Source organism: Cupriavidus mimosae, assembly GCF_023952485.1.
GTDB classification, from domain to species: Bacteria; Pseudomonadota; Gammaproteobacteria; order Burkholderiales; family Burkholderiaceae; genus Cupriavidus; species Cupriavidus taiwanensis_C.
In genome coordinates this window covers 24,935-38,236 of the sequence record NZ_JALHRY010000014.1, presented here as the reverse complement: position 1 = coordinate 38,236, position 13,302 = coordinate 24,935, and the positions used below count along the sequence as shown (strand labels likewise).

Annotated in this window: 9 protein-coding genes; 7 read left to right on the top strand and 2 right to left on the bottom strand. The window is 69.4% G+C overall.

All coding sequences use genetic code 11. The features are described 5' to 3' along the window. Positions 1-2: 2 nt before the first annotated feature. Positions 3-1,865, top strand: a complete 1,863-nt coding sequence (locus MKD50_RS23270) for an NAD(P)/FAD-dependent oxidoreductase (RefSeq protein WP_252668831.1) — start codon at positions 3-5, stop codon at positions 1,863-1,865. Between the two features lie 7 nt (positions 1,866-1,872). On the opposite strand, the gene yihG is transcribed toward MKD50_RS23270, so the two are convergent. Both yihG and MKD50_RS23260 read right to left on the bottom strand, forming a co-directional pair. After that, a complete protein-coding gene (gene yihG / locus MKD50_RS23265; RefSeq protein ID WP_252668969.1) occupies positions 1,873-2,775 on the bottom strand; it encodes a 1-acylglycerol-3-phosphate O-acyltransferase, YihG family in 903 nt (300 codons plus the stop codon). A gap of 196 nt (positions 2,776-2,971) precedes the next feature. Next, complete coding sequence (locus tag MKD50_RS23260; protein ID WP_252668830.1) at positions 2,972-3,928, bottom strand: SphA family protein; 957 nt, start codon at positions 3,926-3,928, stop codon at positions 2,972-2,974. Between the two features lie 211 nt (positions 3,929-4,139). Here MKD50_RS23260 and MKD50_RS23255 point away from each other — a divergent pair, with 211 nt between their 5' ends. The 6 genes from MKD50_RS23255 (at position 4,140) to MKD50_RS23230 (ending at position 13,285) form a co-directional block, all read left to right on the top strand. Next, complete coding sequence (locus MKD50_RS23255) at positions 4,140-5,288, top strand: BamA/TamA family outer membrane protein (protein WP_252668829.1); 1,149 nt, start codon at positions 4,140-4,142, stop codon at positions 5,286-5,288. Between the two features lie 134 nt (positions 5,289-5,422). After that, positions 5,423-6,664, top strand: coding sequence for a formylglycine-generating enzyme family protein (locus tag MKD50_RS23250; protein WP_252668828.1), 1,242 nt, complete (start codon positions 5,423-5,425; stop codon positions 6,662-6,664). 58 nt (positions 6,665-6,722) lie between these two features. After that, positions 6,723-7,796, top strand: coding sequence for an HAD family hydrolase (locus MKD50_RS23245; RefSeq protein WP_252668827.1), 1,074 nt, complete (start codon positions 6,723-6,725; stop codon positions 7,794-7,796). A gap of 105 nt (positions 7,797-7,901) precedes the next feature. After that, a complete protein-coding gene (locus tag MKD50_RS23240; RefSeq protein ID WP_240074514.1) occupies positions 7,902-9,608 on the top strand; it encodes an arylsulfatase in 1,707 nt (568 codons plus the stop codon). 69 nt (positions 9,609-9,677) lie between these two features. Beyond that, the gene (locus tag MKD50_RS23235) at positions 9,678-12,314 is read left to right on the top strand and encodes a fused MFS/spermidine synthase (protein ID WP_252668826.1); all 2,637 of its coding nucleotides are present in this window, start codon (positions 9,678-9,680) and stop codon (positions 12,312-12,314) included. Next, positions 12,311-13,285, top strand: a complete 975-nt coding sequence (locus MKD50_RS23230) for an AAA family ATPase (RefSeq protein WP_240074516.1) — start codon at positions 12,311-12,313, stop codon at positions 13,283-13,285. Before MKD50_RS23235 ends, MKD50_RS23230 begins: the two co-directional genes overlap by 4 nt. The last annotated feature ends 17 nt before the right edge of the window (positions 13,286-13,302 follow it).

The following is a 13,302-nucleotide window of genomic DNA, read 5'->3' as shown; positions in this document are numbered from 1 at the left end:
CGATGACGATCACCCGAAGAGACTTCCTCAATGGCACCGCGCTGGCGATTGCCGCGGGACTGGCGCCGGCGCAGCTGCTGCATGCGCAGCCGCGCGCCGGCGCGCCGTCCGCTGCCTACCCGCCGGCGCTCACCGGCCTGCGCGGCAACCATGCCGGCACCTACACGCTGGCTCACAGCCTGGCGCGCGAAGGCGCGAAGTATCCCGCGGTTCTGGCGCGCGAAGCCTTCGACCTGGTGGTGGTCGGCGGCGGCCTTAGCGGCCTGGCGGCGGCGTGGTTCTACCGCCGCCGCTTCGGCGCCAACCGCCGCATCCTGATCCTCGACAACCACGACGATTTCGGCGGCCACGCCAAGCGCAACGAGTTCACGGTGCGCGGCAAGCGGCTGGTGACATATGGCGGCAGCGCCGAGATGCCGGCAAGCGCGGCCGGCGACGCCGCGGTGCGCGAGCTGCTGGCCGGGCTGGGGCTCGATGCCGCGCAGCCGCCCGCGGCCGCGGCCGCTGACCCGTATGCCGCGCTCGGCATGGGCCGCGCGGTGTTCTTCGACGCCGAGCACTTCGGCCGCGACCAGTGGGTGGCAGGCGACCCCTTCGGCGAAGCGATCGACGCGCGCAGCGGCGCGCGCGCGGGCGGCCCGTCTGGCGGCCCCGATCCTGCGGCCTTGTCGCGCTTCCTCGACAGCGCGCCCTTGCCCGTCGCGGACCGCGCCGCACTGACGCGGCTGGTCGCCGGCACCACCGATTACCTGCCGGCGCTGTCCGGCGCCGAGCGCACCGCAGCGCTGCGCGCAATGCGCTACGCAACGTTCCTGCGCGACAAGGCCGGCATCGGCCTGGCCGGGCAGCGCTTCCTGCGCAGCCGCAGCCTCGATGCCTACGCGCTCGATGCCGACGGCATTTCGGTGGCCGACGCCATCGCCATCGGCCTGCCCGCCGGCGCCAACATGCCAGCGCCGGCGGGCAACGCGCGGCTGGGCAAGTCGCCCGCCTCGCGACTGTGGTTTGCCGATGGCAATGCCTCGCTGGCGCGACTGCTGGTGCAGAGCCTGATCCCGGACGTGGCCCGCATCGCCGCGCCGGCGCAGGTGGTGTCGGCCGCGTTCGATTACGGCCACCTGGACCGCGACGGGCAACCGGTGCGGCTGCGCCTGAACAGCACCGCGATCGCGGTCGAGCCCGACGGCCCGATCACGCGCGTCACCTATGGCTTCAGCGGCAACCTGCATCGGGTCGAGGCGCGCCACGTGGTGCTGGCCGGCTACAACATGATGATCCCGTACCTGCTGCCGTCGCTGCCGGCGCAGCAGAAGGCCACGCTGCACAACGAGGCCAAGGCGCCGCTGGTCTACACCAAGGTGGCGCTGGACCACTGGCAGGCGTTTGCCGCGCTGCGCACGCGCCGCATCCATGCGCCCGCCATGACCTACACCGATCTGTGGCTGGAGCCGCCCGCCGGCCGGGAACCTTCCGATCCCGCGGTGCTGCACATGCTCCATGTGCCGGCCGTGCCCGACAGCGGCATGCCCGCGCGCGACCGCTTCCGCGCTGGCCGCGCCTTGCTGCTGGGCACGCCGTTCGATGCCATGGAGCGCGACATCCGCGCACAGCTCGACCGCATGCTGGGGCACCAGGGCTTTGCTTCGAAGGATGTCATCCGCGGCATCACCGTCAACCGCTGGGCGCACGGCTACAGCTACATGCCCGACAGCCTGGCCGGCGAGAACGTGGCGCCCGACGCGGCGTGGCCCGGGCTGGCCGGCGCCGGCAACATCAGCATCGCCAACAGCGACAACGCCGGCAGTCCGTCGCTGACGGCGGCGGTGGTGCAGGGCAAGCGCGCCATCGAGCGGCTGCCCGGCTAGCGGCCGATCAGCCCCGGCGCGGCGGCGTCAGCGCGTCGATCTCCGCATCCTTGGCCTCCCACTGGCGTGCCAGCCAGTGGTGGAATTCGGTGCGGAAGGCCTTGTCGCTGCCGTAGTCGGCGTTGCAGAACGACGGCGGCACCGGCAGCTGCCGCATCCGCACCAGCACCGGCCCCGCGCGCCCGCAGGCCAGGTCCCAGAAGCCCGGCGCGCCTTCGGGGTAGACGATGGTGACATCGATCAGCGAACGGAACTTGTTGCCCATCGCGTTCAGCGCCACCGCCAGCCCGCCGGCCTTGGGCTTGAGCAGGTGGCGGTAGGGGGAATCCTGCGCGGCGTGCTTGGCCGCGGTAAAGCGCGTGCCTTCGGCAAACACCATCACGCTGGTCGGCACCAGCGAAAACTTGGCGCAGGCGCGGCGGGCGGTCTCCTGGTCCTGGCGCCGCAAGGCCGGATTGCGGCGCAGCTCGGCCTTGCCGTGGCGCTTCATGAACGGAAAATCCAGCGCCCACCAGGCCAGCCCGATCACCGGCACATAGATCAGCTGCTGCTTCAGGAAAAACTTCAGCAGCGGGATGCGCCGGTTCAGCGCACGCTGCAGCACGAAGATGTCGGCCCACGACTGGTGGTTGCAGTTGACCAGGTACCAATCGGCATAGCGCAGGCCCTCGTGGCCCCGGATGTCCCAGGGCTCGCGCTGGATCCACGCGAACCAGCCGGTGTTGCCGGCAATCCAGGCGGTGGCGATGCCATTGAGCAGCGGGTCGATGCGCCGCCTGGCCGCCGTGAACGGGAGCGCCAGCTTCAGCAGCGCCAGCGGAAACAGCAGCGCGCACCAGAACAGCGTGCTGGCGATCAGCAGGGTCCAGCTGAGGATGCCGGTGATAAAGGCGAAGCGGCCGCGCGGCACCAGCGCGCGGCGGCGTGGGGGCTCGGCGGGGGCTGCGGAGGTGGGCTGGCTGGCGTCGGGGGGAGCGCTGGAAGCGGGGGAAGAAGAGGGCAACGTCGTCATGGGCGCCAGTTTGCAGGCAGGAAAGGGATTAGAGCTTGCGCTTGATCAACGCGGACGCTGGCGCGTGGGTATCTCTAGTCAACGCGTGATGCCTTCAGAACACCAGCGTTGCCGTGCCCATGAAGGTGTTGGTGCTCTTCAGCCGGTTCTTGCTTGCCACCGACGGCACCCAGCGCAGGCCCAGCGACAGCAGGCTCCTGGCGCCGACCTTGGTGTCGTAGGTGACGATCGGCCCCACTGCCCAGTCATGCCCGCGAAAGCCGTTCAGGCGGTCCGCCAGCGGGCCGCTGTCGTCGCCCAGCTGCTGCGTGGTGCCGGCGATCAGGCCAACGCCGGCGCCGTTGGCAAAGCGCTTGAGCAGCATCGTGTCGAGCGTGAACAGCGGCGCGTTGTGGTAGTCGGTGGCGTGGTTGCGGGTGTAGAACTGGATGCCGGCAACGGCATCGAACTCGAGCCAGTGCTCGGGGAACAGCCTGGTGTAGGCCACCTGCGGAATGAAGGTCCAGTTGTTGAGGCTGGGATTGGCCAGGGCATTGGGGTCGTACTTGCCGGTCGGCGCCCACACGTTCAGGCTCAGCGCCACGTGTTCGGTCTTGGAAAAATGATAGCCGGCGATGACCGGCGCGAACGAGATGTCGAACAGGTTCGAGGCGGTGTCCTGGGTGCTGAGGCCGCGGCCGCCGATGGCAAGGCTGGCCGTGACCTTGGTCCACACATAGGGCAGCGTAAAGCTGGAGGCAAAGCTCCAGGCGCGGGTGTCGGTGTCCCACACTTTCATCACGGTGGCCAGGGTGAAGGCGATCTTGCCGTCGATGCCGGCCGAGGCCTTGCCCGCGATCGGCACGGTGCGGCTGCCGCCGATCGAGCCGTCGAGATAGATCTCGCCGATATTGACGATCAACGCCGGTTCGGGCGACACCACCCCCGCATTGGGGAGCACGCTGGTGCCGGTCACGGGACGCCCGAGCGCGCCTTCGGTGGCGTGGGCGCCAACACAGGCCAGCAGCAGCGGGGCAGTCAAGGCAAGCCGTCGTGCGAAGGTCTTTGGCATGCATCAACAGGTAGGACAGACCGGGCAGGGCATGCGGTCGGCGTCCGCGCCGGTTTTTTGACATTGCATACTAGCAGCAAACCCCCGCATCACTGTTGGCGTGAAAACACGCAAGAAAAGCACGTAAAAACTTTCATCACGGCATCGCAAGGTTTTACTTCACAAGGCCGAAGCCGCCCGGCGATGATGCTTGCCGATGATTCCTCCCGCCATGACAAAACGCCTTGCCGCGCTGATGGGCGCACTGGCCGTGTGCTGGTGCGGCGGCGCATGGGCGCAGGCCGACGCGGCTGGGGCAAAGAAGCCGCTGTCGTTCTTCGACCCGGACGACGGCGCGCTGGACCTGAGCGACTTCCTGCTCAACCACAGCGGCGCGCTGCCCGTGCCCACCATCATCACCGAGCCGGCGGTCGGCTATGGCGCGGGCCTCGGGCTGATGTTCTTCTCGCAATCGATGGCCGACGCGGCCGCCAGCGCCAGGGCCAGCGGCAAGGGCCCGGCGCCGCCCAACATCACCGGCATCGGCGGCGCGTATACCGAGAATGGCACCTGGGGCGCCGGCGTCGCGCATTTCCACACCTGGGACGGCGACCGCTACCGCTATCTCGGCGCCCTGGCCAAGGTCGATGCCCACCTCGACTACTACGGCCTGCGCAACCGGCCGCGTGCCTATGAGCTGCGCGGGGTGTTCCTGGTGCAGCAGCTGCTGGTGCGCATTGCCGAGACCCGCTGGTACGTGGGCCCGCGCTATGTGTATTTCGATTCGACCGCGACCTTCAGGTTTGGCGATGCCGGCGAGCTCGGCAGCTTCGACCGGACCCAGCGCATCGGCAAGGCCGGCCTGGTGATCGACTACGACTCGCGCGACAACATCTTCTACCCCAGCCGCGGCAGCTATGCCGAACTCGAGGCGCAGTTCGCGCGCGGCGGCTTCGGCAGTACCCAGTCGTTCAACATGTACAACGCGCGCGGCTTTACCTGGCTGCCGCTGGCGCGCACCGTGATCCTCGGCCTGCGCGCCGATACGCGCTTTTCCAGCGGCGACGTGCCGTTCTATGCGCAGCCCTACGTCGACCTGCGCGGGGTGCAGAAGGGGCGCTACCAGGACCGCAATGCGCTCGCGGCGGAAATGGAATTGCGCTGGGACGTGACCCCGCGCTGGTCGCTGCTGGGCTTCACCGGCGTCGGCAAGGCCTATGGGCGCTGGCACGATTTTTCCGATGCTTCGACCATCTACAGCGTCGGCGCGGGCTTTCGCTACATGATCGCGCGCAAGCTGGGGGTGTCGATCGGCGTCGATGTGGCGCACAGCAAGGGCCAGAATGCGTTCTATATCCAGGTAGGCAGCGCCTGGCGCTGAGGCGAGCGGAATGCGAAAAAAACTTAATTCACTGCTGCCTGAAATCATAAAAAGCTGACTTCTGATTGCCGAACCCATCTGAGATCATTGTTTTCGCTGAAACGGCTCGATGTTTTGCATACAGAGACAAGGGAATGAGCGGACCACGTGATAGCGGCAATCCCAATGCAGGCCCGGCGGCCCTGGCGGCCGGACGGCGCGGCGGCAGACGGGCGTGGCTGCTGGCGGGCCTGCTCGGCGCCGGGCTCGCGGCCGGCCTTGGCGGCAGCTACTGGTATCTGAAGGGACGGCCCCCGGCCGCGCCAGCCATTGTCGTCGGCGATGGCAAGACTGGTCCCGCCGGCATGGTGCGCGTGCCGGGCGGCGACTTCCTGATGGGCAGCGACAGCAAGATGGCGCAGCCCAATGAAAAGCCGGCGCACAAGGTGCGCGTGCATGCGTTCTGGATGGACCAGCACCACGTCACCAACGCGCAATTCCGCAAGTTCGTCGAAGCCACCGGTTATGTCACCACCGCCGAGCGCGCGCCCGACTGGGAAACGCTGCGCGTGCAGCTGCCGCCCGGCACGCCGCGCCCGCCCGACAGCGCCATGGTCGCGGGCGGCATGGTCTTCGTCGGCACGCCGCGGCCGGTGCCGCTGCAGGATTACTCGCGCTGGTGGCGCTATGTGCCCGGCGCCGACTGGCGCCATCCGACCGGTCCCGGAAGTTCGATCGAAGGCAAGGACAACCACCCGGTGGTGCAGGTCTCGTACGAAGACGCACAGGCCTATGCCAAGTGGGCCGGCAAGCGGCTGCCGACCGAAGCGGAATGGGAGTTCGCCGCGCGTGGCGGGCTGGAGCAGGCGACCTATGCCTGGGGCGAACAATTTGCTCCTGATGGCAGGCAGATGGCCAATGTCTGGCAGGGCCAGCAGAACCAGCCATTTCCCGTGGTTCCGGTCGTCAGTCCCAAGGCCGGCGGCGCGCTGGGCACCAGCCCGGTCGGCAGCTTTCCGCCCAACGGCTACGGCCTCGCCGACATGACCGGCAATGCCTGGCAGTGGGTCGCCGACTGGTACCGGGCCGACCAGTTCCGGCGCGAAGCCGGCAAGGGCCAGCCGATCGAAAACCCGTCGGGCCCGCTGGCATCGTGGGACCCGTCCGAACCGGGGGTGCCGGTCAACGCGCCCAAGCGCGTCACGCGCGGCGGCTCGTTTCTGTGCAACGAGGATTTCTGCCTGAGCTATCGCCCCAGCGCACGGCGCGGCACCGACCCGTTCAACAGCATGTCGCATCTCGGCTTCCGCCTGGTGATGGACGAAGGCCGTTGGGCCGAAATGCAGCGGCGGCAACCGCTGGCGATGGCCGGGTCGGCCAACCCGGCAGCGCGCTAACGCCGCGCGCGAACCAGGTTTCTTTCCAGCAGGGCAACACGCTACAGGAGCGAGCAACATGACCAGGGCAGCGCCTCCCGCAATCCTTGCCGGCCACGCGCGCATGGCCATCGCCGCGCTGGCGCTGGCCGGCCTGGCGCTGGCCGGCTGCTCGACCTCCGCCACCGCGCCGGCGGCGCAGGATGCGGCCGCGCAGTCCGTGCAGACCGCCGCAACGGCGCTGCCGTCGTGGCGCGACGGTGCGGCCCGGCAGGCGCTGCTGAACTTCGTCGCCGACGTGACGCGGCCGGGCTCGCCCGGCTTCGTGCCGCCGGAGGGACGCGTGGCCGTGTTCGACAACGACGGCACGCTGTGGAGCGAGCAGCCGCTGTACTTCCAGTTCTTCTTCCTGCTCGACCAGATCCGCGCCGCGGCTCCGCAGCACCCGGAGTGGCGCAGCAACCCGGCCTTCACGGCGCTGATGGCCAACGACATGCAGGCCCTGATGCGCAACGAGAAGCCGCTGTTGGCGCTGATCGCCAGCGCCAACAGCGGCATGACCGTCGACGAGTACGACCGCACCATCCGCGACTGGCTGGCAAAGTCCCGGCATCCCAAATTCAACCGGCCGTACACCGAATTGGTGTACCAGCCGCAGCTGGAACTGCTGTCCTACCTGCGTGCCAACGGCTTCAAGACCTACATCGTCTCGGGCGGCACCATCGACTTCATGCGGCCGTGGAGCCAGGCCATCTACGGCGTCCCGCCCGAACAGGTGATCGGCTCCTCGCAGGCGGTGCGCTACCAGGTGCGCGACGGCAAGCCGGTGCTGGTGCGCGACCCCAAGCTGGACTTCATCGATGACGGGCCGGGCAAGCCGGTCGGCATCTACCGCCATATCGGCCGCCGGCCCATCCTCGCCGTGGGCAACTCCGACGGCGACCTGCAGATGCTGGAGTACACCACGGGCGGCGACGGCCCGCGCCTGGCCGTGCTGGTGCATCACGACGATGCCGAGCGCGAGTTCGCCTATGACCGCCAGTCCAAGGTCGGCAAGCTCGACAAGGCCCTTGACGTGGCCCGCGCCAGGGGCTGGACGGTGGTCAGCATGAAGCGGGACTGGCAGCAGGTCTATCCGGCCGGCAAGCCATGACCACACGTATCAGCAGCAAACCGACCGTAACGGGTCAATGAACGGAGGCGGGACATGCACAGAGTTGAAGAACGCATAGTCAGAGGGCGGAGTTCCAGGCTGGCGATGCTGGCCGTGGCCGCCGTGGTGGTCGCCGTGACCGGCTGCGACAAGAAGGAGACCCCGCCCAAGGCGCAGCAGCCGGCGGCACAGGCGCCTGCCGCCACGCCGGCACCGAGCGCGGCCGCACCGGTGCCGGCCCGCGAGAATCCGCCGGTGGCGACCAGCGCCCCGGTTGCCGCGGCCTCCGCGCCCGCGCTGGCGGCGCCGGCGGCATCCGGCAAGAAGCCGAACATCCTGGTGATCTTTGGCGACGACATCGGCCAGACCAACATCAGCGCCTACAGCCACGGCGTGGTGGGCTACCGCACTCCGAACATCGACCGCATCGCCCAGGAGGGCATGCTGTTCACCGACTACTACGGCGAGAACAGCTGCACCGCCGGCCGCTCCACCTTCATCACCGGTGAAGTCGGGCTGCGCACGGGCCTGCTGAAGGTCGGCATCCCGGGCGCGCCGGTCGGGCTGCAGGCGCAGAACGTGACCATTGCGCAGGCGCTCAAGCCGCTGGGCTATGCCACCGGCCAGTTCGGCAAGAACCACCTGGGCGACCGCAATGAGTACCTGCCCACCGCGCACGGCTTCGACGAGTTCTTCGGCAACCTCTATCACCTGAACGCGGAAGAGGAGCCCGAGCGTCCGTACTATCCGAAAAACGACGAGGCCTGGGTCAAGGCCAACGCGCCGCGTGGCGTGATCCACTCGTTCGCCGACGGCAAGGTCCAGGATACCGGGCCGCTGAACCGCAAGCGCATGGAGACCATCGACGACGAGACCACGACGGCGGCGATCGGCTTCATGGACAAGCAGGTGAAGGCCGACAAGCCGTTCTTCGTGTGGATGAATACCACCCGCATGCACGTGTTCACCCACGTGCGCGAGTCGATGCGGGGGCAGAGCGGCATGCCGGGCAACGAGTACGCCGACGGCATGATCGAGCACGACGGCCACGTCGGCAAGCTGCTCAAGGCGCTCGATGACCTGAAGATCGCCGACAACACCATCGTCATCTACAGCACCGATAACGGCCCCAACCAGTTCAGCTGGCCCGATGCCGCGACCACGCCGTTCCGCAGCGAGAAGGACACCAACTGGGAAGGCGCGTTCCGGGTGCCTGCGATCATCCGCTGGCCGGGCCGGATCAAGCCCAACACGGTGTCCACCACGATGATTTCCGGGCTCGACTGGTTCCCGACGCTGCTGGCCGCGGCCGGCGATGCGGATATCAAGGACCGGCTGCTCAAGGGCACCAGCATCGGTGGCAAATCGTTCAAGGTGCATCTGGACGGCTACAACTTCCTGCCATACCTGACCGGGCAGAGCAACACCGGGCCGCGCCAGGACTTCTTCTACTTCAACGATGACGGCCAGCTGGTGGCGATGCGCCACAACGACTGGAAGTTCGTGTTCTGCGAGCAGCGCCAGCCAGGCGGCTTCCAGGTCTGGGCCAACCCGTTCACCTGCCTGCGCGTGCCCAAGGCATTCAACCTGCGCATGGACCCCTATGAGCGGGCCGATACGGTTTCCGACCAGTACTACGACTGGACCGCGAAGAACGCCTACATGATCAGTTATGCGTCGTCGCGGGTGGCACCGTTCCTCCAGTCGTTCAAGGACTACCCGCCCAGCCAGCGGCCGGCGAGCTTCACCATCGACCAGATGACCGAGGCGGTGATGTCGTCGCTCGACAGGGGCGCGGCCGGCAGCAAGTAGCCTCAGGCGTGACCGGCCAGCCGGCTTCCGCTGCAGGGGCTGGCTGGCCCATTCCACAGGGATCGCACCATGGTAGAAGCGCGCGCCGGCGCAGGCTCCGGCAAGGATAAGGTGCGGTATGCGACGGCCGCCAACGGGCAGGGCGCCCGGGCCGCCGCACAGGCGGGGCAGGACGGGCAGGCGTGGCATGACGCCGCGCTGGTGCCTGCCCTGCTGCTTTTTGCCTCGGGCACCGCGGGACTGGTGTTCCAGGTGCTGTGGATCAGGCAGCTCGCGCTGGTGGTGGGTGTCGAGGTACACGCCGTCACCACCGCCGTGAGCGCGTTCTTCGGCGGCCTGGCACTGGGCGGCTGGGTCTTCGGCCGCAGCGCCGACCGCCATGGCCATCCGCTGCGGCTGTATGCCTGGCTGGAACTCGCGGTGCTGGTGCTGGGCGTCGGCGCAACGCTGGCACTGGCGCGGGCCGCCGCGCCGTTTGCCTGGCTGGAGAGCCGGGTGGGCCTGCTGGCGTGGGCGTTGCCGTTCGTGCTGGTGATCCTGCCGGCGGCCGCCATGGGCGGCACGCTGCCGGTGCTGATGCGCGTGCTGGGCTCGCGCCCGGGCCGCGTTGGCACGCACGGTGGCCGGCTCTACGCCGCCAACACCGCCGGCGCCATCGCCGGCACGCTGCTGGCTGGCTTTGTGCTGGTGCCTGGGCTTGGCATCCTCGGCAGCGCCATCGCGGCGGGCATGCTCAACGGCGTCGCGGCGCTGGGTGCCTGGCTGCTGGCGCGGCGGGCAACGAGTCCCTGCGCTGCCGCCAGCGCCCACGCAGTGCAAGACGCCGCTGCCGCCGGCGATGTCGCCAACGGCCGGCTTGCGCTGCTGCTGTATGCCGCTGCCGGCGGCATCGCGCTGGGCTACGAGGTGGTCTGGTCGCAGGCCATCGTGCAGTTCCTCAGCACGCGCACCTTCGCCTTCACCGTGGTGCTGGCCACCTACCTGGCCGGGCTCGCCATCGGCAGCGCGCTGGCCGCGCGCCATGCCGACCGCGCGCGCGACCCGTGGGGCGCCTTCGGGCTGCTGGTGGCGGCGGCCGGGCTGGTGGCCTTGCTGGAATTCGTGCTGCTGGGCGAATGGCTGCTGCGCGCGCAGGGCAGCCTGTCGGCGTGGGTGCAGGGCCTGACCGCGAGCCCGCTGCTGGCAGCCTGCGCACGCTTTGCGCTGGCGGCGCTGACGGTGGTGTTCGTGCCGACGCTGCTGCTGGGCGCGGCGTTCCCGTTCGTGCTGCGCGTCAGTGTCGACAGCCGGCGCATCGGCGCGGGCGTGGGCAGCGTGATCGCCCTCAACACGCTCGGCGGCATTGCCGGCACGGCGCTGGCCGGCTTCGTGCTGGTGCCGTACCTGGGGCTGGTGCGTACGCTGGCGCTGCTGGCGGTCGCCGCGGCGGTGGTCGGCGTGGTGGCGGTGGCGCTGGGCAGCGGGGTGCGGCCGGCGGCGCGCTGGGCGGTGCCGATGTTGGGCGTGCTCGCGGTGATCGCCGCCGCGATGGCGCCGCCGGACCGCCTCGCCACGCTGCTGGCGCGGGCGCGCGGCGGCGAACTGGTGTTCTACGAGGAAGGGCGCGGCGCCACCGTGGCGGTGGTCGAGCAGAGCTCCGCCACCAACCGCTTCCGGCGCCTCTATATCCAGGGCGTGTCCAATTCCGGCGATGCCATGACCTCGCAGCGCTATATGCGGCTGCAGGCGCTGCTGCCGTTGATCGTGCACAACGGCACGCCGAAGTCGGCGCTGGTGATCGGGCTCGGCACCGGCATCACGGCGGGCGCGACGCTGGCGTGGCCGGGGCTGGAGCGGCGCGTGGTGGCGGAGCTGCTGCCGCCGGTCGCGCGCGCGGTGCCGAGCTTCAAGGGGAATTTCGGCGTCGCCACCGACGCGCGCGTGGAGATCCGCCTGCGCGACGGCCGGCGCGAACTGCTGCAGAGCCCGCAGCAGTACGACCTGGTCACGCTGGAGCCACCGCCGCCATCGGCCGCCGGCGTGGCCAACCTGTATTCGACCGACTTCTACCGGCTTGCGGCAACGCGGCTGCAGCCCGGCGGCCTGGTGGCGCAGTGGCTGCCGCTGCCGACGCAGAACGACGCCGATACGCGCATGCTGGTGCGCAGCTTCCTCGATGCATTTCCATACGCCACGCTGTGGACCACCGAGCTGCACGAGATGCTGCTGGTGGGTTCGATGTCGCCGCTGGCGCTGGATGTGGCGCAGGTCCGCGCGCGCTTTGCCCAGCCCGGGGTCGCCGCGGCGCTGCAGGCTGTGGGCGTGCGCTCGGCGGCGGCGCTGCTGGCCACCTGGGTCACCGACCGTGCCGGACTGGACTGGTATGCGGCCGACGCCCCGGCCGTGACCGACGACCGTCCGCGCATCGAATATGCCGGCTGGGTCCGCCCCGATGCCTTCCCGGAATCGTTGTCCAGGCTGCTGTCGCTGCAAAGCGAACCGCCGCTGGCAGGCGCCGACGATGCCTTCTGGCGCGAGTTGCGCCACGAGCGCGAGATCCTGCACACGTTCTACCGCGCCGGCCTCGACGCCTACCGCGGCGACCGCGAGGCGTGGGCCAGCCATATCACGCAGGCCATGCGCGCCGATCCCGACAATCCCTACTACGCGTGGTTCGTCGGCGGCCAGGCCCGCCGCGGCCCGGCCGCACCAAGGAACGCCCCATGAGCACACGCGACGACGTCCTGGCCCTGCAGCAGCGCATGGGCGAATCGATCGTGGGCCAGCAGCGCATGATCGAGCGCCTGCTGCTGGGCCTGCTGGCGGACGGTCACCTGCTGGTGGAAGGCCTGCCGGGGCTGGCCAAGACCCGCGCCATCAAGATGCTGGCGCGCAACCTCGATGCGCGCCTGTCGCGGATCCAGTTCACCCCGGACCTGCTGCCGGCGGACATCACAGGCTCGGAGATCTACTTCAGCGAAGGCGGCAAGGGCGAGTTCCGCTTCCAGGCCGGCCCGGTGTTCGCCAACCTGGTGCTGGCCGACGAGGTCAACCGCTCGCCGGCCAAAGTCCAGGCGGCGCTGCTGGAGGCGATGGAAGAGCGCCAGGTCACCGTCGGCGGCACCACCCACAAGCTCGAGCCGCTGTTCCTGGTGATGGCGACGCAGAACCCGATCGAACAGGAGGGCACCTACGCGCTGCCCGAGGCGCAGATGGACCGCTTCCTGATGCATGTCAGCGTGGGCTACCCGGAAGCGCAGGCCGAGGCCGATATCGTCAGGCTGGCGCGCGCGGAAGAGGCGGGGGGCGCGGCGGCTGGCGCGAGCGCTCCGGTGCGGCTCGCGCCCGAGGCCATCTTCGCCGCGCGAGCGGCCATCCATGGCATTCATGTCAGCGAGGCGGTGGAGCGCTACATCGTCGCGCTGGTGCAGGCCACGCGCGCTCCCAAGCCCGTCGACGACGACCTCGACAAGTGGATCCAGGTGGGCGTGAGCCCGCGCGGCTCGATCGGGCTGGACAAGGTGGCGCGCGCGCATGCGTGGCTGCACGGGCGCGACTTCGTCACCCCCGAGGACGTGCAGGCCGTGGTCGGCGATGTGTTCCGCCACCGGCTGATCCTGTCGTACGAGGCGCATGCCGCCGGCGTCGCCGCCGATGCCGTGATCGAGCGCCTGGTGCAGCAGGTGGCGGTGGCCTGAACCACTGCGAGGGCCTC